Source organism: Haladaptatus cibarius D43, from assembly GCF_000710615.1.
Lineage (GTDB): Archaea > Halobacteriota > Halobacteria > Halobacteriales > Haladaptataceae > Haladaptatus > Haladaptatus cibarius.
Map to the genome: position 1 here is coordinate 1217211 of NZ_JDTH01000002.1, position 19902 is coordinate 1237112.

Consider the following 19902-nt stretch of genomic DNA (forward strand, 5'->3'; position numbering starts at 1 on the left):
AACACGGCCAAACCCAATTGCGCAACTAGTCTCTAAATCGCTGTTTTCGTCCCTATCGAACGCGAAATTCGAAGCCCTCCACTCGCTTGCCGTCGTCGCCGCCGAACGCGCTCGCCACGCCAGCGCCGAACGAGTAGGCAACACCCTGTGCGCCGACGTTCAGTCGCTCGCGCAGTGGTTGGCGCGGTTCGAACTCCTGTACCGAAACTTCGGGAACGTCCAGTCGTTCCGCGATTCGCTCCTCTACGTCCTCGCGCGTGCCGAGTTCGTCCACGAGGCCGAGGTCGTGGGCTTCGTCGCCGAGATAGACCCGGGCTTCCGTCTCGCGCACGGTTTCGGGGTCTAAATCCCGCCCTGCAGTTACACGCTGGACGAAATCGTCGTACAGGCCGTCGATGAGCCCTTGGAGGTATTCGCGTTCGTCTTCGCCGATTTCTTTCAAGGGGATGCCCGCGTCCTTGTATTTACCCGCCGCGAATCGCTCGTAGGAGAGGCCGAACCTGTCCGCCAAATCCGCGGCGTTCACCCGCGACCCGATGACGCCGATACTTCCGACGAGACTGGCATTTCGGGCGAACAGTTCGTCGCATCCGCTGGCAATCCAGTAGCCGCCGCTCGCGCACACGTCGGTCGCGTAGGCGATGGTCGGCCCGTCGAACCGTTCCGCCGCGAGACGAATGTCCTCGCTCGGGACGACTTCGCCGCCCGGTGTGTTCAACCGGAGCAAGAGTGCCTGTGCGTTCGAATCTTCGTCTGCCTTCTCGATTTGCTCCACGATTGCGTCCGCGGGCGTGCCGCCCGCCGAGGGAGTCCTTCCGCGCCCGTCCCGACTGATTGGGCCGGAGACGGCGACTTCCGCCACGTCGTAGTCCGGAAATCGGTGCGCCGCGAGTCGTCCCACGAACCGCGCGCCGAGGACGGCGGAAACGATTACGAGCAGGACGCCGAACAGGTCAACGAGCGAGTTCGGTACCGCGTAAAACAGCCACCACGCGACCGCGACTGTGAGCACTATCCCAACGAGAACGACGAGACGGCGTCGTCCCTTCGAGTTATCTGCCATGCGAGAAAATGCGTGTTCGACCGCGTTAAACGTTCGCCGAGAGAGAATCCACAGAACTTAGAGCAGACCGGTCTTCTGGAGCTTCATCAAGTCCTCGGTGTCGAGGGTTTCGCCTTCCTTGAACTGCTGGTAGATTTCCTCGGCCTCGGCCTTGGCTTCTTCTCGCTCCTTGGCCTTCTCGGACTTGCGCTCCTTTTCTTCTTTCTTGTCGAGTTCGCGCAGACGCTTCTGGACGCGGACGAAATCCTCGTGGTGCTGGTCGGCGGCCTCTTGGGCCTCCACGAAGCTTTCGTGCATCTCGTCGGCGTCGTCGCGGATGTCGTCGGCCTCTCGGTAGGCCTCGATCATCTTGTTGTGGTGCTGCTGGGCGCTGTCTGCGAGTTCCGTCACCTTCTCGTGGTGGGTGCTCGCTTCTGCGCGAACCTCTTCTGCCTCTTCGACCAGTTCCTCAAGGTCGTCACTCTGTTCGAGCTTTCCCTTGCGGCTCTGGTATTCGTCGCGTTTGGCCTCGATTTTCTCGATGAGTTCGCGCTCGTCCTCGGTGGACAGCACTTCGGTCTGCTGTTTGAACTCAAGCTCTTCGATTTCTTTTTTGAGCTGTTCGAGGTCTTTTCCCTCGTCGAGTTCGAGGTCGGACTTGCGGTCTTCGACCTGCTCGAACAGTTCGTTTGCTTCCGCGTTGAGTTCGTTGCGCAGTTTCTTGTGTTCCTGAACCTGCTCGTTCAGTTCATCACGCTTTTCGCGGTGTTCCTGCGCTTCGTCCACCTTTTCTCGCGTCTTTGCGTTGAGATCGTCACGCTTGGACGCACGTTTGCTCGCCTTCTGATTCAGCTCGTTCCGCCGGTCACGGAGCTGTCCTGCGAGTTTAATGAGTTCACCTTTCGACTTGTTCTGAAGATCCTCTTCTGTTACGCTTACCATTCTTAGTTAAACCTCGGTTCCTTCCGCTCCGGTGTACGGTAGCATCGCTACTGTTCTGTGATAACCAACCAGTCCAGTACAATATTCCCGTATCATTGGTTGACGCGCGGTGCTGCCGTGACGCCGGAAGCGTTCAGGTACTACCAGATATTCGGTATAGCTATTTAAAGTTTGTGCCCTCAAAATATGTGTAAACGCATAGCACACGCCCCGTATCCCGTGGAAACGGTTGACACACGCCGAAACGACGATATATAAATAACAGGTGGCATACGCAAGTGATTATTCACATACTACGAGAAAGTTCAGCGCAATAGTTGCCGAAAACCACCGATGGGCGGGTTCTTCCTTACACTTTCACTTTCACTCCGGACACGGGTCGATTTAACGTGGGTAGCGCGCCAAGGACGATGTATGATTGAAACCCTGCGGTGTGCCTGCGAAGCGGCCGGATGTGACCGCGACCTCGCCGAGCACCAGTTGATGCTCACGATGGAGACGAGCGCAGGAACCCGCCACGCTTACGAATGCGACTGTGGCGCGGTGACCGTCACCGTCACGAAAGGATGAGCCTGAAGTAGTCCCCACGGAAAGCGGACTGCATGGAAGAAGTTATTCACGCACGCGGGCACGAGAACGTGAGCGCCGAACACGCGAGTACCTTCGAAATCACGACGGACGATTTTCTCACGCCCGCCGGGGACTGCATCCTCGCCATCGAGGCCGACCGCACCCCCGCCGATTTCGACCCCGAATTTGTCGAGGCCTGCGGAAGCGCGGACGCCGCGATTACCATGACCATCGAAGCGGACGGCTACGAACAAACGGTTTCCGGACGAGGCCATCCAGATTTCGAACTCGACAGCGACCGAAGCATGGTCGGTCGAACCAGCGACTACATCGACGAGCGAACGTTCGTCGTCGGCTGCGAGTTTGCCGCCGAGGGCTTCGACAGAGAACTGGTGTCGGTCTTGGCGGAGGGTGCGGACGTTACGGTGACGGTGACCGTCGATTCGTAAGAAGACTGTGTCAGTGTCGGTGCGCTCTCGACTGTGCTTGGTCGGTGGCGCGCGGGAGTGAAGCGACTCGCGCGAGGGACGAGTGAGCGCAGTGAACGAAGAGGCTGGGGAGGACGAGGCATACGAGGTTTCGGAAAAATCTCGAAAGTGAGTAGCGCGGAACTTCGTTCCGCGGACAGTCGAGCGGCAAAGCCGCGAGACGACGGTGAAACCGCGAGCAAGCGATGGTGGTCTGATTGGAGTCGGAAACAGCTAGCAGTTCGGCACTGCTGTTTGAAGTCCAACGAAGCTACAATTCGAAATCACTGTCTGGTAGTGTTCGCCGGAACCTAATTGCAAATCGGGTACTAACCCAATCTCATGAGCGACGGTCCGGAGCCGACAGAAAACATCAGCGGGGGTTCCGAGGGCGGCGGCATCGCCGATGTCTTCGACCCCGGCGAGGCAGACAACCGCGTCGAGGAGGTCGTAGACCGACTCGGCGAACTGTACTGGCAGAAAACCTACGGCGGACAGGACGCCTTCATCTGTCTCGTTAGAACCGTTCTCAGCCAGAACACGAGCGACGTGGCCAGTCAACCGGCCCACGACGACCTGCTTGGAAAATACGACGAGGACGACGCCGACCTCGCCGAATCGCTCGCGCACGCTGAACACGCCGAACTCGCGGACACGATTCGCTCGGCGGGCCTCTACAATCAGAAAGCCGACGTACTTATCGAAGCGGGCGAGGAGGTTCTGGCGAACTACGGTAGTGCGACTGACTTCGACCGATTCGTGACGGAAGAAGAATCGAGCGAAGTGCGGCAGGCGCTCCTCGACATGAACGGCGTCGGGCCGAAAACGGCGGACTGCGTCCTGCTGTTTTCGGGCGGTCAAGCGGGCGTCTTCCCGGTCGATACGCACGTCCATCGAATCTATCGCCGACTCGGCATCGCGCCCGCGGACGCAGACCACGAGGAAGTGCGAGAAGTGTTGGAGCGCGAGGTTCCCGCTGAAAAATGCGGCTTCGGGCACACCGCCAGTATTCAGTTCGGGCGTGAGTATTGCTCCGCCCGCAAGCCTGCGTGTTTGGATGGCCCTGAAGCCTGTCCGATGTCGGATTTGTGCGAGCAAGTCGGTGTGGATTCCGAGAGCAAAGACGTGGTTGACCCGGCGGAGGCCGACTGATTACTCCACCATCTCGTCGGTGTCCGAAACGTCCGTCACCCACATCGTTTTCTCGTTGACGAACTCGTGAATCCCGTGATGGGCCAGTTCGCGCCCGTAGCCCGAGTCCTTGACGCCGCCGAAGGGCAGTCGCGGGTCGGATTTGACCAGTTCGTTGACGAACACCATTCCGGACTCGATTTCGCGGGCGACCTCCTTCGCCTGCGTTTTGTCCTGCGTCCAGATGCTCGCACCGAGTCCGAATCGGGTTTTGTTGGCGCGGTCGATTGCCTCCTCTGTGTCCGAGACTTCGAATACGGACGCAACCGGGCCGAACATCTCGTCTTCGCCCGCAGGGCTTTCGTCCGGCACGCCAGTCAGAATCGTCGGCGGGTAGTACGCCCCCTCCCTGTCGAGGGGTTTCCCACCGAGTTCGAGGGTCGCGCCCGCCTCGATGCTGTCTTCGACCTGCTCGTGAAGTCCTTTCATCAAATCCTCGCGGGCCTGCGGGCCGATGTCGGTGTCCTCGTCCATCGGGTCGCCGATAGTCATCGACTCCATCGCTTCGGTGAATTTCTCCATGAACTCGTCGTACACGTCCTCGTGGACGACGAACCGCTTCGCTGCGATACAGGACTGCCCATTGTTGATACACCGGGCCTGCGCGCCGGTCTGTGCGGCGTCCTCGATGTCCGCATCGGGGAGCACGACGAACGGGTCGCTTCCGCCCAGTTCGAGGACGGAATTTTTCAGGTTCTTGCCCGCATTTTCGCCGATAGACCGCCCTGCTCCCGTGCTTCCCGTGAGCGTCGTCGCCGCGATTCGATCGTCCGAAATAACGTCCTCTACGGTGTCGGAACCGACGAGGAGCGTGGTGAACGCACCGTCCGGGTAGCCCGCCTTCTCGAACACGTCTTGGATTGCGAGGGCGCACTGGGGAACGTTCGAGGCGTGTTTCAACAGGCCGACGTTGCCCGCGGTGAGGTTTGGCGCGGCGAACCGGAACACTTGCCAGAACGGGAAGTTCCACGGCATCACCGCGAGCACCGGGCCGAGCGGTTCGTAAGAAATGTAGCTTTCCACGCCCGGTTCAGTGCCGATACGTTCGTCTTGGAGAAATTCGCCCGCGTGTTCGGCGTAGTAGTCACAGACCCACGCACATTTTTCCACCTCGGAAACCGCACTGCTGACGGGTTTGCCCATCTCCTTCGTCATCATCTCGGCGTATTCCTGCTTGTTTTCGCGGAGAACATCACCGGCTTTCGAGATGAGTCGCTGGCGTTCCTCGATAGGTCGTTCTCTCCACTCTTCGTAGGTTTCGTGTGCCTGTTTGAGTTTTTCGTCAACCGACTGCTCGTCGTCCGCATCGAACGTCTCGATTACCTCTTCAGTTGCCGGATTGAGACTTTCCATAGTCGATGAACACCGCCGATTCCCATGTACGCTTTGGCGGGAAATGCAAGGTCGAGAAAGGGGAGATATTCTAGTGAATTCGAGAAACCTTGTAAATGAATTAAGATTAAAGCTGTGCGTGGCTCGGTGTAATATGACACAGGGGCACATGACGAACGACAAAAACGAGGTGACGAAGCAGGTATCCGACTACGAACTCAAAATCGTGCTGGTTCCTGAACTCGGTGAATATTCGACGACGCTCCGTCCCGACGTCGATTCGTCTCGTGCATCTCGTTTTCCATTTATCGTGCAGTCAATCCAGCGTTTCCGAATATACGCGCCGCATACTTATCACGACAGTTGCCGACACTCTGCGCCACATGAGATTCGAGCGTGACAAAAGACCGACCGTGAGGGTGTCGTAGATGTCCTCGCTCGAACTGTTCCTCGTCATCGGGGCGAGTCTCCTGTTCTCGCTAGTTCTGAGCGAGGCGTTCGAACGACTCGGCGAACCCGGATTCCTCGGCGAAATCGTCGCGGGAATCCTGCTCGGCCCATCCGTACTGATGCTCATCAGCAACACCAATCAGAACAACCCGTTTATCCTCATCGCAACCATTGGTGGCCTCCTGCTGTTTTTCGACGCAGGTTATCAGCAAATCAGTTTAGACCAACTGCTCGCTGCGTTTCGACCAGTGCTGATAATCGGTCTATCGGGTGTCATCATTCCCTTCGTCGTCGGGTTCGCTATCGGAACCGGATACGGCTTCGGACTCGAATCGAGTCTCTACCTTGGCCTCATTCTCTCCGTAACTTCCGTCTCTATCGTCGTCAGAACCCTCCTCTCGCTCGATAAACTCGACACCCAGTACGGCAGATGGATTCTCGGCGCGTCCGCCGTGGACGACGTTATCGGTCTTCTCGGTATCTCGATTCTCCCGCTGTTTTTCGTCGGCGGGGGAGCGAGCGCGACCGTTTCGGCGCTCGGCCTCGCTGCCCTCTTTTTCGTCGCCCTCGGCGTGTTCTACAAGTTCCTCCTTGACCCGATTGCGAACCTGCTCGCAAAATCCAAGGTAGATCAGGCAGATTTCATCGGCATTTTAGGCCTTCTCTTCGTGTTCGGCTACGCTTCCGACGCGGTGAACCTCTCCTACTTTATCGGTGCTCTCTCGGTCGGCCTCATCGTCTCCACGAACAAGCGACTCGAAGGCAAAAGCCTCCAGTCGAACATCTACGGCATCGCCTACGGCGTGTTCATCCCGCTCTATTTCGTCGCCATCGGCGCGCGAATGAATCTCGCCGATTTGACGCTCAACTCGTTCATCATCGTCTTCGCCGTTCTCGGCCTCCTTTCGAACTTCATCGCAGGCTATGTCGGCAATCTCCTCGCTGGCGGCCCCCGCGAGCATTCGCTGATTTTCGGCTTCGCACTGCTTCCGCGCTCCGAATCCGGAATCGCAATCGTCGCACTCGGCGTTTCGCAGGAAATCGTCGGCAACCGGATTTTCGTCGCCTATCTGGTCGTCTTCGTGATTTCCGTGCTTCTGACGCCCTCGCTGTTGAAACGGGCGGTCAACCGCGCGGAGGCGAAAAACGGGACGCAATCGGGGCAGTCGGGGCAATCGAGTTAGTCAAACATGTAGCGATTTCACTCCGACGAACTCCCGCCGTCCGAGTCCGATACGTCGTAGCGATTCGCGGCGGACTCGAATCCCGTTTCCATCTGCTCTTTGCTTCGGCGGCCTTCCGCTTCCGCCATGGCTTCCGGATCGGGGTTCACGTCGTCGTCGATTCGCGCCCACGATTTGTGGACTTTCGCGTGGCACCAGCGACAGAGGTAGACCGTAATCTCGTGGCTCAGGGTTTCGCCGTCGCTCGCGTAGGAAAGGTGGTGTTCTTCCAACAGCGGTCGCTCGTCGGAGTGGGCCATCCGGCGCTCTTTGAGTCCGCAGCGAATGCATTGGCGCTCCCGATTTCGACAGCGAAAATGCGGGCAGTCACCCCAGTTCCAATCCCCGTCAGGGTTTGCGACCGGACACGCAAACTCCTCTTCCCGGCGCTCTTCCGCAAATTCGGGGTCGTGCTGTGGGTATTCGAAGGCGTATCGACACCGCCCCTCGTCGGTCAGATGGTCACAGAGTCCGGCGTGGTCGTAGGGGTCGTCCACGCCCACGGCGGTTCCCGACGGGGTTTTCTCCATGAGTGAGTCGTGGCGTCGCCGTCGCACAAACGTTTTGTTTCCTTCCTGAGCAGTGTGGGTCGTGCGCGTCGTACACGAATCCGATGGTCAGTCGCAACCGCTCGCAGAAAACGTTGAGACGGCGGACTCGTTTCTCACCCAAGCCCGCGGGCTGATGTTCCGCCGGTCGATTCCAGACGATTACGCTCTTGCCTTTCGGTTCGACGATGTCGCCTCGCGGGACGTCCACATGGTGTTTGTCCCGTTTTCACTTGACGTAATTTGGACGCAAGGCGGAGAAGTTCAGCAGGTCGAACGGCTTTCAGCGTGGACTGGATTGGCGAAAGCACGGGCGGACACTCTGTTCGAACTTCCGGCAGGAAGCGCGTCGGACGTGAAAATCGGCGATTCGGTTCGGTTGGCCGAATAGAAAAAATCAGTCCGCATCGGGGAACGGCGTGAATCCATCTACTGGCGTAACGGAGTAATCGACGGTGAGGGTGTCCTGTGTCGCGCGAATCTTTCCGACGAAGGCCGAAATCTCTTCGAGCATTCCTTCGAGGACGAACAGTTCCATGCAGTAGTGGTCGCCGACGTGATTGTGGAAGTTCGACGCCACGAGGCCTTCGTGTTCGTGCCGGAGGTGCATCATTCGTTCCTCCACGTTCGTCGTCTCGTAGTCGAACATCACCGTGACGACACCCATCAGTTTGCGGTCTTCGAGTCTGCGGTCTTCGAACTCGCCGAGGAGGTTTCGACTGGCCTCACGGACGACTTCACTTCGCCCGGTGTAGCCGTGTTCGTCCGCGAACTGGTCGATTCGTTTGAGCAGTTCGTCCGGCATGGAGACGCTGACGACGGTCATGTATTAACTCAGTCCCCATTCGCTATTAGAATCTTGTTATCAGTATTCGAACTGGATTCGCTCGCGACCGGGGTCAATCGTAACTTCTCCGCCGACGGGAATCGGCGCGACAGGGGCGGTGTGGCCGAAATCGAGGTCGAAGACGACCGGCGCATCCGGATTGTACTCCGCGACGAGGTCGGCGATTGCATCGCGCTGGCGTTCGCGGTACGCTTCGCGTTCCTCGGGTGGCCTGGGAACCTCGTGTGACCGCGCTTTCGCCCGCCCGACGAGTACCGCCGAAAAACGGGACAGGAGGCCGCGTTCACCCATTCCCATCAGCACCCAGCGCACGTCAAACTCGCTCGGCAGTTCCTCGGACGTTTCGAGCAGGAGCACGGTTCCATCCAGTTCCTCGGGGTCGGGCAGATAGCGACTCACCGACAACTGCATGTCCACGATTTCCAGACTGCCGCCCCACGTTCGCCCCGTCACTGACTCCTCACCCCCGCGCCATTGCCAACCCGGGTTGGGTTCCATCTCGCGTCGCTTGTCGAGATTCTTCGGGTCGGCCCAGTCCAAATCCTCGTCGGTAAACTCCTCGGCGGGGCGAAGTTCCCCGAACGAATCTTCGAACATCGCCCGTTTTAAATGTTCGACGGTGTAGTCGTGCATCGACCCCTGCATGGCGAAGTCCGTGAACAGGGTGCCGCCGTAGAAGGAAACGATGCCCTCGTTCCAGAGGACGGTCTGGAGGTTGGTATTGTCACTGATTCCGTAGAATCGTGTCGGATTCTCGCGGAGGACATCGGTGTCGAGATGCGGCAGGATTCGCACTTGGTCGGCCCCGCCGATGACCGTAACCACACCTTTGATGTTCGAGTCAGAAAACGCATCCATCACGTCTTCCGCCCGCGCTTCAGGGTGGTCGTACAGCCACTCTGGCGACTTCGTCGCGGTCGGAAATTCGACCGGATTCAGCCCGAACTCCGATTTCAGACGTTCCAAACCGAGTTCGTACACGTGCGGAAACGGCTCTGCAAGGCTGGTTCCGGGCGCGACGATGGCGATATCGTCACCCGGTTCGAGCGCCGGTGGGACGGTGAAACCGTTCATTTGTGACACATTTGTGAAACACAAACAAGTAGTTTCTCACCTGACTGGGGAGCTTTTCCCACCTAATCATCTGTTAATTCGGGCTGCAATCGGCAGTCGTTCCCTATTTCGCGCTTAACCGTGCCATAACAAAGTCGGATTCTATCGTTAGTAAACCCATGTCAAACCGCTCCGTGGGAGGATACGGGACCACCGATGGGTGGGCAACCCACGCCCCGAAACGAGCGTGGTTGCTGGTGGCACTCATCGCCGGGAAGACGCTCGACGCCGTGAGCACCGTCACAGTCCTCCATCTCCGCGACGACGTGTTCGAATCCGTCTGGCTTACACGGACACTGATGGAGACGTTCGGACGAGTCGAGGGGTCGCTTATCACGCTCATCCTCGCCGTCATCGGCGTGGCGATTCTCGCCGAAAGCGGTTTGATCATCAAACGACTGCTTCCCGACGACTGGACTCCCGACGGCTATCCCGCCGCATTCCGAACCACGACCTATCTCGCCGCAGGCGCGTGGTACGGTCTTCTCGGAGTCCATAACTTCCTGTTGTTGTTCTGAATGGCGGACGGAAGATTTGGAGGGAGGTATTTCAAAGCGCGAAAGCGTCGCCACAGTATCGGCGAAGCCGCACTCTTACGCCATCCGATTCCGTGTCTCCTCCGTGTCGATGAAATCACGAACTGCTGCCGTAACGCGGTCGGGTGCTTCCGTCGGGCCGAAATGACTGACACCCTCGAATTCGACGAGTCGACTGTTCGGGAGGGCCTCGTTGACTACGCGGACGCTATCTCGAAGATGAGCAGGGCCATCGGTTCCGGTCAGCATGAGCGCCGGTGAATCGACATCCGGGGTAGCGGGAAGACTGTACCGCTCGACGGCACGATCCATCCGAACCGTATTCTCCACGTGTTCAACACAGGCAGGCCACGCTGGCCATTCTTGGAGCCATTGGTCAATATTTTCACACTTACCACCGTGAATGACCTCCCGAAGGTGGATCTTCATTGCGTCACGACGTCTTCCATCATTGAGTTGGGATTGCATCCGGGCGACGAGATTAGCCTGATCTCTGTATTCACCGGTGAGCACTGACGGTTCGTAGGCGACGAGTTTCTCGATCGGTGCAGTTCGGGCGGTTTCTATCGCTTGGAGACCGCCGAACGAGTGTCCGAACAGGATCGGATCGCCATCGACGGCGTCGATGATTGCATGCACGTCTTCGATTTCGCGTTCGAGGCAGTACCCCGTGCTTTGCTGCGGTTTCGAACCAAGACACGCAGAGTCCCGTTGCGTGGCGTCATCGCTGTCCCCGCGCCCTCGCCGGTCGGGAACGACGACGGTGTAGTCGTGCGCGAACTGGGGAACGATTGGCTTCCAGTAGCGTCGCGTGCCGCCGCCATGAAGGAGAATCAGTGGCGACCCGTCTCCGTATTGTTCGTATGCGATGCTTGTTCCGTCGGCAGAAGTAACCGTTTGCATCGATGTACAAATTCGGGAGCAGTTTGGCTAAGACTGTCTCTCATCTATGCGGCCATTTAAATATCATCCGCAGCGCTGACCATGGCTTCGGCGAGATGCGTTTGCGCGCGTCGAAGGCGCTCGGAAAGTGACGACGCAGTAATCCCGAGGTCGCCTGCGACGTCGTCGAGCGAGGTCGTCCGCGGAATTTCAAAGTATCCCATCTCGTAGGCAGCCAAGAACGCCTCTCGCTGGCGGTCGGTCAGTTCGTCTCCCATCTCGCCACCATTGTCGTCACGGGTGAGTCGTCGGAGTCTGAATCTACCGTTGCGTCGCCAGAACGCACGAAATTCGTCCAACGTCGCCCTGTCTGCGAACCATCCGGTTTGAATCCAACCGGTTGGCGTGACTCGAATCCGGTCTATGATGGAATCAGTCGTTGCGAGCGCGTGAAGCTCCGAAAGATTCTCGATCCGTTCACCAAGTTGCGCTTCCATACCGACAGCCGGTAAGATTTGATATCGGTAGGTTTCATTCGTTCTCCCGACTAACGTATACTCCGCGACGAACGCTGACGATTCGAAGGCACGCTCGACCGATGCGACCGTTTCGTGGACGACGTGGACGATGAACGGTGGATAACCGCCGTCTTGTGTCGGCTGAATATCGATTTCTAGCGTCGCTTCGGGGACGGCCGCTGCTACGCCGACGAACGGCAACTGCTCACAGATAATTTCGTATTCGGCGACGAGTCCCATGAATACTGATTTCTGTCGGCATTAATGCGTGTGTTGAAAGACATCTTGGTGACTGTTTCCAACGTTTGCTTGCCGTCGCTCGCAAAACCTCGACTGGTCGTGTAGTGTTTGGAAAAGCGCCGGGAAGGAGATTTGAACCACGCCCAGACGTTCCTGCTCACTCGCATTCGCTCGCTCCGCGGGCGTGCGTCTGGTCTACTTCAAATTCCCCGACCGTCATTTTCTCGCGCGGTGGCGAGAGGCATAAATGCCTCTCGCCGTTTTGCGCTCGTAGAATGACGCCGAGAGGGAGATTTGAACTCCCGTGTCCGTGAGGACAGCAGATTTCGAATCTGCCGCCTTGGCCGGGCTAGGCTATCTCGGCTCATCTCACAGTACCGCGCTGGTGCCTTTATGGGTTTCGATTTGTCGAATTCAAACGCTACTGACCACCACATTAAAATCACTGGCCGTCGCGGCATATTTCATGGACGTTACAGACGCGAACGCGCAGAGCGATTCCGTCCTCGACGCGATTGGAACCGCCGTCATCGCCGACCGTGAGTTCCTCGAAACGGTTCTCCTCGGCGTGATGGCACAGGGTCACGTTCTCCTCGAAGACGTGCCCGGAACCGGAAAGACCCTCACCGCCCGGAGTTTCGCTTCCGCCCTCGGCCTCTCCTTTAGCCGCGTGCAGTTCACTCCCGACCTTCTCCCGGCGGACGTCACCGGCACCCACGTCTTCAACGAGCAAAACCGCGAGTTCGAGTTCAACGAAGGCCCCATCTTCGCCAACGTCGTTCTCGCGGACGAAATCAACCGCGCGCCGCCGAAGACGCAGGCCGCCCTCCTCGAAGCGATGGAGGAACGACAGGTGACCGTGGATGGCGACACCCGCGAACTCCCGAAACCGTTCTTCGTCATCGCCACGCAGAACCCCGTCGAACAGGAAGGAACCTTCCCGCTCCCCGAGGCGCAGGTTGACCGATTCGCGGTCAAAACCAGCCTCGGCTACCCAGACAAGGACGGCGAAATCGAACTGCTCCGCAGGCGTGCAAGCAGACATAGCCAGAGTCCGAGCGTCGAAACCGTGCTTAACAACCAACTCGTCAGCGACCTCCAGTCAGTGCCTGAAACGGTTCGCGTGGAAGAAGACCTCATCGAATACATGGCCAGCATCGCCCGCGAAACCCGTGACGACCGCCGAGTCGAAGTCGGCGTTTCGCCCCGTGGTACCCAGCGATTGTTCGAAGCGACCCGCGCCCGCGCCGCCATGCAGGGTCGGGAGTTCGTCACCCCCGACGACGTGAAGCGAGTCGCGTACCCCGTCCTCGCCCATCGTGTCGTCCTCACGCCGGACGCGAAGGTGAACAACGTGCGAAAGGACGAAATCGTTGAGTCGGTGCTGGACAGCGTTCCGGTGCCGACGGTGGAGTGAGAGGGTTCGACGGTCGAATGCAATAGAACGGTCGCTTATCTTTCTTCGCGCCAATCATCCCGGAGAAGTCCGTACTGTACCATATCGCGATGTGCGCCGTTGATGAACATGAATTTTCTACGACGGCCTTCCTCGGAGAATCCGAGCGATTCCAGCAGGCCGCGAGATGCGTCGTTGAAATCGTAGGCCTCCGCGCCGATGGCAGGCGTATCGTACTGCCGGAAAGTGTCGTCGATGACCATGGAGACGGCCTCCGTGCCGTACCCCTGTCCGTGCACTTCAGGGACGAGCCAATAGCCGAGTTCAGGACGTTTCCAGTCGGCGTCCATTACAGCCACTTCGCCAATCCGCGTCACATCCGCCTCGTCGGGTTGCTCCGAACTTGCCTCCCCTTCCTCCAGACAAACCAGAAATCGGTCGGAATCGTCGTTTTCAATGTGCTCTTCTAGTTGCGTTTGGTTCATCAAACGATTGCCAATCGGATACCGGAGTTCGGGGTTCGCCATTGCACGTTGAATGAACCGAATATCCTCTTTCTCGACCGTTCTGAGCGTGATTCGCTCACTGCTTTGGACGGATGCTCCGGGCATGATACCGTTGTATGTGGGATTCGGTAAATATTTTCTGAGATAAAAACAGGTCAGGGGTGATAGTTAACGATTACGCCCGCAGTGCAGACGTAAGCGCCAGCGCCGCAATCAGCAGGAACACTAGCGCCGTCATCGGTTGTCCGCCACTTCCGAGCAGGTACATTCCGTAGCCGACGCCGCCCGCCGAAATCGCAACCACGGTGCTCGCGGCGGCGTGCATGATTTCGAGGGTTCGGGTGTCCGCCTCTCGACCTAACTGCTCGCCGACGTTGATTGCCTGTTCACCGGAATCCCACGCCAACACGGTGGCCATCGTGCCGGGAATCATGAGTTCGGGCGGTGCCGCAGCCAATCCCCCCGAAAGCACCCCGGCGAGAAGGGCGAAACTCCCGGTCGTAACGAGCCTGCGCGACCCGCGAACGACGCCGAGTGCGACCAACACGAGGCCGAGCGAGCCGCCGACCAAACCGACGTTGCCGAAGAACGCGCTCGCTCCGAGGGCGACCGACGCCGCGATGATGGCGAGCAGTTGGCTGACGCGGGCGGGCGAACGGTCGATTTCCGCAGTTTGGGGCTTCGATTCGGTTTCAATCTTGGATGCCTCCGTCTCACGCTCCGCCGCCGAGTCAGTTTCTGCGTTCTTCTTTTTGACCATCTTCGAATCCATCTCGCTCATCGTCGCCACCTCCGGTTTGCCCGGGCCATCGTAATGCCGAGCGAGTCGTCCGTGCTCCAGTCCACCACTCGGATACCGCTCGCTCGAAGGGACTGGAGTCGATGCTGGCGCTCCGCCCACGCGAGTCGCTGGCCGGTCGTTCCGTCGTTCGTCGGGTCAGGACTGATGACGGTCACGGCGTGGCCAGTGGCGTCGAGTCGCCGGGCAATCTCCGGCGCGAAGGAGTCACAGAGCGGCGAGAAAAACACCACCTGTGCGTCCGAGGGGAGTCGCCGTCTCAGCCACCGCAGTTTCAGTGTCGAGTAGAACGCCCCCTCGGGCGGTTTTCGTGAAAACGCTTCCGCGTGCGAGAGCAGTTCTCGCGCCTCCGCTCGATGGTACTCGCCGGTTCCGGGCGACAGCCACAGTTCTTCCGGGCCGAAGGACGCGATTCCGACCCGGTCACCGTTGTCGAGGAGGGCGCTGAACGCGTCGCCGACGGCGCGAACCGAATGTTCGACCGCACCGGGGTCGTCTGTGTCGTGTGTCAGATAGGCGTCTGCGCGAACGTCCACGAGCAGGACGACCGTCGCGGTTTGCTCCTCTCGAAATTCGACCGTCGTCAGTTCGCCGGTTCGTGCCTTTCGCTTCCAGTCGATGCGCGAGAGGGGGTCACCGGGGCGATACTCCCGTGTCGAAAAGAACTCGACGCCGGTTCCGCCCTCGCGGGTCGCAATCCGGCCTGTATGCCGAATCGTCTGCTCGCGGAGGGGCACGTCCTCCGCCGTGGTTTCGAACTGTGGCGTACAGGTGACTGTCGTTTCATCCGCGAGGTCGAACTCGTGTTCGACCGCGCCGCTGAAGTCGCGGGCCAACACCTGCGCCGGGGCAAAGTCGTGTTCGCCGCGAACCGATTCGACGGTGTAGGAAAACACGGCCTTCTTGCCGGGGCGAAGTGCGGTGCCGAGACGGGGCGACCCCGCAGTTACGCGCAGTCCTTCTGGCACGCCGTCGATGACTCTGATGTCGGGGAGGATTTTCTCCCCCGTATTTTCGATTTCCACTTCGATTTGGATTTCGTCGCCGGGTTGCGGGTCGGTGTCGCTGACGGTTCGCGCCAAATTGAGAGTCGCCTCCGATGGCGTCGCGGTTCGGGCGTAGGCCGCGAACGCGACGCCGATGACGCCCGCGAGGAGCGTCTCCGGACTGCCGAAAATCGTCCCGACCGCCGCGGCGAGCAGCGCGATTGCGCTCACGCCGTACCAGCGGTTCGTTTCTCGGAGCGTCATCTGGTTTCCTCCACGTATTCGGTCACCGCGTCGGCGGTTCGACGCGCCCGCCGCTGGAACCTCGTTTGTCCGCCGAACGACTGGCGGAACCACTCGCGCCACGACCGGCGCGGTGCGGATGGCCCGCCGAGGAAGGCCGCCGCCTCGGCGTCGTCCGTCCATTCCCCCGTTTCCAACTGCGTCCGCGCCTCGTCCTTCGAACAACCTTCACGCTGAACGATTGCTTCGACGAGCGAGGTTTCGAGCGTGGCCCTGAGCTTTTTTCGCGCACGAAACCGCTCCTTTCGCGGCCCGGAATGAACTTGCAGGAGTCGCTCGTCGAACTCGGTTCCCGGGGTAGGAAGCGTCACGTTCGTCTCCGGGTCGTCGGTTTCAGCCTGTAAGAGGTCGTTATTTCGTCGTCCCTGGACGACGCGCAGTCCTTGGACGAGCGTCAGCACGCCCACGAGTTTCACGAAAATCGCACCCGTCGAAAGGAATCCTGCGAGTTCCGGAGCGAACACGACCGCGAGTCCGCCGCCGATTGCGAGGATGCCGACGACAGTTATCAGCGGTCGGTCTTTCATTCGTCGTCCTCCGCGTAGGTTCGCTCGATTCGGCGAAGAGCGGCCACGGCCCGCTCTTCGCGTTCGCCGGTCGCATCCTCGCCGCCGTACCGCACCTCCTCGAAGATGTTCGTCAGTTCGGTCACGTCCTCGCGGGCGATTCCGGCGGCCATCGCGGTCGCGGCGAACTCACCCGGCGTGCTCGATTTCGGGTCGGAAACGTCGAGGTGCGTCGTCATCTCGCGCCACGCCCGGTACACTTCGTTTTCGACGCTCGCGTCGGATTCGATTCTGTCCGCCGCGTCGCCCGCCGCGCGTCCGACCGCAGCGATGTCCTCTTCGTCGGGTACTTCTTCACTCGTTGAGGTTTCCGGTTCGGTTCCGCTCGAACTCTTCACGAGGAGGACAAGCGCGCCCACGAGAGCGATTCCGAGGATGACGAACAAGGCCACAGACGGTGTTAGCACGCTCGTCGCGCCGTCAGCCGACCCGAGGGAACCGCCGCCCGGCAGAGTGCTGTTTGAACTGTTCGGCAAAGCGGAACTGGGGCCGTCGAACGTCGGCGCCTCACACGAGGTCAGCAGGGCGTGGAGAAGCAACAACGGGATGCCGAGAGGGCCGATGACGGCGATAGCACCGAGTGTTCCCATTCGCCAGTAGCCGATTCCCACGGCGAGGAAAAAGAGTCCGAGAATAAGTGCTATCGCGGTCGGTGAGTTGAGAGTTGGATAGCACGGGAATTCGAACGGAGATGACAGTTCCCCTCGTTCTGCACTCTCCCTACTTGAGCGGTCATCACCCTCATCAGAGCCAAAGCTCGAACCGGTTCCTGTACCGAGACCACCACCATCGTTCGTGACGGCGGTGTTCAGCGTCGCGGCGGCGAGAGTGATAGCGAGTACGCAGAGGAGGGCGATTACGAGAGTTCGGGCGGTGTCAGAGTCCACGGTAGCAAGTAGCGGGATTGAAAACTTAGGCTTTCTGTCTGCTTGTCGTTAGTGTCCGCTAGAGGTACGAGTCGTCGTACTCCTCGGTAGACCGTGATGCGTGGGTGTTACCACATTCGTTGCATTCGATTCGTTCGACGTTGTCCATCGAGACGTTTAGCGACCCACAGTTGCGACAGTAGTAGCCAAACTGCTCTTCGTGCGCTTCGTCTGTGTAGGCCGTGAAGAATGCGCCCTCGGTTCCGGAGTGCTCTGCGTCGAGGTCGAGATACACCCGCCCGTCGTCCGTTGGGACGGTCGTTTCACCGTCCACCGATTCCGTGTTCGGAAAGCCATCGTTTGCAGCAGCATCGGTGCCTTCGTCTCCTTCCTCCGAGTCCGCCGTCCGTTCGCCCGCCGACGATGATTCTTCGTACACGTACTCGACGAGCGATTCGTCACCGACTTCCACTCGTCGGCGTTCCACTTCCTCGAAGCCGAATCGCTCGAAGAACTGGTGACCCTCGGTGTTGCTTTCGAGCGCCGTCGCTCGCAGTCGCTCTGCACCCTGCTCGCGCAGTGCTTCGGTGGCGGTTTCGAACAGCTTTCGACCGATTTCTCGTCCCCGATGTTCCGGGTCAACGAACAGCCACCGTACTTCGCCCGTTTCGCCCTCCTGTTCGGCGACGACGACGCCGACTATCGTGTCCCACTCCTCGCTGTCCGCGACTCGGATAACCGTCCCCGAACTTTCGATTCGCTGTGTCAACTGCTCTTCGCCAAATTTCTCTTCGGCGAGTGTCTCTATTTGTTGTGGACTAAGCGCGTACGATGTCGTCATCGCGCTTTCGACTAGTTCTCGCACACGCCCCGTGTCAGTCGGGGTTAGTTCGCGGATGTTCATCGGTTGGGATTCGTCGTAGTCGCTGAAAAGCCCGTGGGCAAACGGTGTCCATCACCCGGAGCGTTCGTTCGGACAGCCACAAATACAACCGCAATGAGAGCGTGACACAACGGCCAACCGTTATGCTCCTTGCGTCCGTGTCGCAATTATGCGAGATGTGGGGGCGGTTTGTGTCGTTTTGCTCGTATGTACCGCGCCAGTGTTCGCAGCCACTACTGTCGCTGGCGGCGTGAATGGGGATTCGGGTACGGAGTCGGTCGAGAAGAGCGGCGTTGTCGGTAGCAATAGCAACGGTGCGACCAGCGCCGACGCAAACGTCGAAAATCAAACCCAGCGACCCGACCCGCAAGAAGACGTTCTCGGATGGGAAAACGGCTACTGGCACAACGAGAGTATCGCGGTTAACCAAAGCGACGGCCTGAGCGAGGCAGAACGGGAAGCCTACGTCAATCGGGCGATGGCGCGGGTCGAGTTTATCCGAAATCAGGAGTTCAAGCGCCCGGTAGAAGTTAATTCGCTCCGACGGGGGCAGTATCAAGAACTCATCGGTTCGCAGATAGAAAGCCAGTACACGCAGAGTCAACGCGCGTGGGAGAACCAAATCTGGGAAGCGCTGTTCGCCGTGGGCGAACAGTCGGATGCGGCCCGTCAACAGACGCAACTGTATCAACAACGGGTTGCCGGGTTCTATCTTCCAGGTCGGGACAAGATTTACGTCATCGCCGACGACAGCCTCGTCATCGACAACGCGACGTTAGTTCACGAACTCACGCACGCCCTGCAAGACCAGCAAGTCGGCTTGGCCTCGTCCCAGTTCGAAGCCGAGACGATGGACGGCCAACGGGCGAACGACGGCCTGACCGAGGGAGAGGCGTCCTACGTCGAGCAACGATACGTCCAGCGCTGTGGAGCGGAATGGGAATGCGTGGAGATGCCCGGCCCGCCACGCGAAGAGACGCCCTACGGCGGCGGTTCGCTTCCTGATTTCAACCTCGCGATGCAGGTTAGCCTGATTCAACCGTACTCCGACGGCCCAGCATACGTCGCGTCGAAGGTCGATTCGGATGGATGGCAGTCGGTTCAACAGGAGTACCGCAATCCGCCGAACGCCTCGGAGCAGATTATCGACCCCATCGAGCGAAACGACGCTTCGACGCCGCTTCGCCTCGGGGAACAGGCGCAAAACGGGTGGAAACTCTACGGCCAAAAAGGGGAGAACGGCTCCGAAACCGTCGGCGAAACCGGTATCTACACGATGTTCTGGTATCAGGGGCGAGCCGACGACAACCCGATTATTCGGTGGCAAACGTTCGAAAACCCCGAGTTGGGTGAGTACGACACGTTCAACTACACCAGCGTTCCCTCGGATGGCTGGGCGAACGACCGACTCTGGCCGTACCGCAATGGCGACAAGCGCGGCTACGTCTGGCGAACCGCGTGGGATACGAATCGGGACGCGACCGAGTTCCAACGCGCCTATCGGGATTTGCTCCGAGGACAGAACGCGACTCGAACCGGATCCGGCGCGTGGGTCATCGAAAACGGGGAGTTCGCTGACGCCTTCCGAATCGTCCGCGACGGACGAACCGTGACTATCGTGAACGCGCCAACGGAGGGAGATTTGGCGGATATTCGCCCCGGAGTTACGAACACCTCAAGCGTGAGGTAGATTCAA

The 19902-nt window shown here is 59.4% G+C and carries 22 protein-coding genes and 1 tRNA gene; 8 read left to right on the forward strand and 15 right to left on the reverse strand.

Going from position 1 to position 19902, the window contains the following annotated elements:
* Positions 1-52: 52 nt before the first annotated feature.
* A complete protein-coding gene (sppA, locus tag HL45_RS11720; protein ID WP_049971277.1) occupies positions 53-1063 on the reverse strand; it encodes a signal peptide peptidase SppA in 1011 nt (336 codons plus the stop codon).
* Positions 1064-1120: 57 nt separating this feature from the next.
* Positions 1121-1984, reverse strand: a complete 864-nt coding sequence (locus HL45_RS11725) for a coiled-coil protein (RefSeq protein WP_049971278.1) — start codon at positions 1982-1984, stop codon at positions 1121-1123.
* Between the two features lie 414 nt (positions 1985-2398).
* On the opposite strand from HL45_RS11725, the gene HL45_RS21260 reads away from it, so the two are divergent.
* The 3 genes from HL45_RS21260 to HL45_RS11735 all read left to right on the forward strand — a co-directional run bounded on the left by HL45_RS21260 (position 2399) and on the right by HL45_RS11735 (position 4173).
* Positions 2399-2554 (forward strand): hypothetical protein, encoded by a 156-nt coding sequence (locus tag HL45_RS21260; protein WP_162833877.1) that lies wholly within the window; start codon positions 2399-2401, stop codon positions 2552-2554.
* 32 nt (positions 2555-2586) lie between these two features.
* Positions 2587-3003, forward strand: a complete 417-nt coding sequence (locus HL45_RS11730; RefSeq protein WP_049971279.1) for a DUF371 domain-containing protein — start codon at positions 2587-2589, stop codon at positions 3001-3003.
* 360 nt (positions 3004-3363) lie between these two features.
* Entirely contained in the window at positions 3364-4173 is an 810-nt protein-coding gene (locus HL45_RS11735; RefSeq protein ID WP_049971280.1) for an endonuclease III domain-containing protein, read from the forward strand.
* Here HL45_RS11735 and HL45_RS11740 read toward each other — a convergent pair whose 3' ends face one another.
* Positions 4174-5565, reverse strand: coding sequence for an NAD-dependent succinate-semialdehyde dehydrogenase (locus HL45_RS11740; RefSeq protein ID WP_049971281.1), 1392 nt, complete (start codon positions 5563-5565; stop codon positions 4174-4176).
* A gap of 407 nt (positions 5566-5972) precedes the next feature.
* Here HL45_RS11740 and HL45_RS11750 point away from each other — a divergent pair, with 407 nt between their 5' ends.
* Entirely contained in the window at positions 5973-7178 is a 1206-nt protein-coding gene (locus HL45_RS11750) for a cation:proton antiporter (protein ID WP_049971283.1), read from the forward strand.
* Between the two features lie 17 nt (positions 7179-7195).
* Here HL45_RS11750 and HL45_RS11755 read toward each other — a convergent pair whose 3' ends face one another.
* The gene (locus HL45_RS11755) at positions 7196-7747 is read right to left on the reverse strand and encodes a DUF7097 family protein (protein ID WP_049971284.1); all 552 of its coding nucleotides are present in this window, start codon (positions 7745-7747) and stop codon (positions 7196-7198) included.
* Between the two features lie 61 nt (positions 7748-7808).
* Between HL45_RS11755 and HL45_RS11760 the strand changes: the two genes are divergently transcribed.
* Entirely contained in the window at positions 7809-8156 is a 348-nt protein-coding gene (locus HL45_RS11760; protein ID WP_049971285.1) for a DUF192 domain-containing protein, read from the forward strand.
* Between the two features lie 6 nt (positions 8157-8162).
* On the opposite strand, the gene HL45_RS11765 is transcribed toward HL45_RS11760, so the two are convergent.
* Positions 8163-8591 (reverse strand): CopG family ribbon-helix-helix protein, encoded by a 429-nt coding sequence (locus HL45_RS11765; RefSeq protein ID WP_049971286.1) that lies wholly within the window; start codon positions 8589-8591, stop codon positions 8163-8165.
* A gap of 39 nt (positions 8592-8630) precedes the next feature.
* Positions 8631-9686 (reverse strand): S66 family peptidase, encoded by a 1056-nt coding sequence (locus tag HL45_RS11770; RefSeq protein WP_049971287.1) that lies wholly within the window; start codon positions 9684-9686, stop codon positions 8631-8633.
* A 158-nt stretch (positions 9687-9844) separates the two neighbouring features.
* Between HL45_RS11770 and HL45_RS11775 the strand changes: the two genes are divergently transcribed.
* Positions 9845-10243, forward strand: a complete 399-nt coding sequence (locus tag HL45_RS11775; RefSeq protein ID WP_049971288.1) for a hypothetical protein — start codon at positions 9845-9847, stop codon at positions 10241-10243.
* Between the two features lie 75 nt (positions 10244-10318).
* Here HL45_RS11775 and HL45_RS11780 read toward each other — a convergent pair whose 3' ends face one another.
* From HL45_RS11780 to HL45_RS11790, 3 genes are all read right to left on the reverse strand, one after another.
* Positions 10319-11164 (reverse strand): alpha/beta fold hydrolase, encoded by an 846-nt coding sequence (locus HL45_RS11780; RefSeq protein ID WP_049971289.1) that lies wholly within the window; start codon positions 11162-11164, stop codon positions 10319-10321.
* A 56-nt stretch (positions 11165-11220) separates the two neighbouring features.
* The gene (locus HL45_RS11785; protein ID WP_049971290.1) at positions 11221-11901 is read right to left on the reverse strand and encodes a helix-turn-helix domain-containing protein; all 681 of its coding nucleotides are present in this window, start codon (positions 11899-11901) and stop codon (positions 11221-11223) included.
* 279 nt (positions 11902-12180) lie between these two features.
* Positions 12181-12265: transfer RNA gene (locus HL45_RS11790), tRNA-Ser, on the reverse strand.
* Positions 12266-12367: 102 nt separating this feature from the next.
* Between HL45_RS11790 and HL45_RS11795 the strand changes: the two genes are divergently transcribed.
* Positions 12368-13318: an AAA family ATPase gene (locus tag HL45_RS11795; RefSeq protein WP_049971291.1), complete on the forward strand. Its 951-nt coding sequence runs from the start codon at positions 12368-12370 to the stop codon at positions 13316-13318.
* 35 nt (positions 13319-13353) lie between these two features.
* On the opposite strand, the gene HL45_RS11800 is transcribed toward HL45_RS11795, so the two are convergent.
* The 6 genes from HL45_RS11800 to HL45_RS19980 form a co-directional block, all read right to left on the reverse strand.
* On the reverse strand, positions 13354-13908 hold the full coding sequence (locus HL45_RS11800; protein ID WP_049971292.1) for a GNAT family N-acetyltransferase: 555 nt from the start codon (positions 13906-13908) through the stop codon (positions 13354-13356).
* Between the two features lie 70 nt (positions 13909-13978).
* Positions 13979-14584: a DUF7519 family protein gene (locus tag HL45_RS11805; protein ID WP_233274761.1), complete on the reverse strand. Its 606-nt coding sequence runs from the start codon at positions 14582-14584 to the stop codon at positions 13979-13981.
* Complete coding sequence (locus HL45_RS11810) at positions 14581-15852, reverse strand: DUF58 domain-containing protein (protein WP_049971293.1); 1272 nt, start codon at positions 15850-15852, stop codon at positions 14581-14583. The genes HL45_RS11805 and HL45_RS11810 overlap by 4 nt, the downstream gene beginning before the upstream one ends.
* On the reverse strand, positions 15849-16418 hold the full coding sequence (locus HL45_RS11815; protein WP_049971294.1) for a DUF7269 family protein: 570 nt from the start codon (positions 16416-16418) through the stop codon (positions 15849-15851). The genes HL45_RS11810 and HL45_RS11815 overlap by 4 nt, the downstream gene beginning before the upstream one ends.
* Positions 16415-17344, reverse strand: coding sequence for a DUF4129 domain-containing protein (locus HL45_RS11820; RefSeq protein WP_049971295.1), 930 nt, complete (start codon positions 17342-17344; stop codon positions 16415-16417). The genes HL45_RS11815 and HL45_RS11820 overlap by 4 nt, the downstream gene beginning before the upstream one ends.
* A 58-nt stretch (positions 17345-17402) precedes the next feature.
* Complete coding sequence (locus tag HL45_RS19980; protein ID WP_084156891.1) at positions 17403-18227, reverse strand: GNAT family N-acetyltransferase; 825 nt, start codon at positions 18225-18227, stop codon at positions 17403-17405.
* A 148-nt stretch (positions 18228-18375) separates the two neighbouring features.
* Here HL45_RS19980 and HL45_RS11830 point away from each other — a divergent pair, with 148 nt between their 5' ends.
* Positions 18376-19896: an Hvo_1808 family surface protein gene (locus tag HL45_RS11830; protein WP_049971296.1), complete on the forward strand. Its 1521-nt coding sequence runs from the start codon at positions 18376-18378 to the stop codon at positions 19894-19896.
* The last annotated feature ends 6 nt before the right edge of the window (positions 19897-19902 follow it).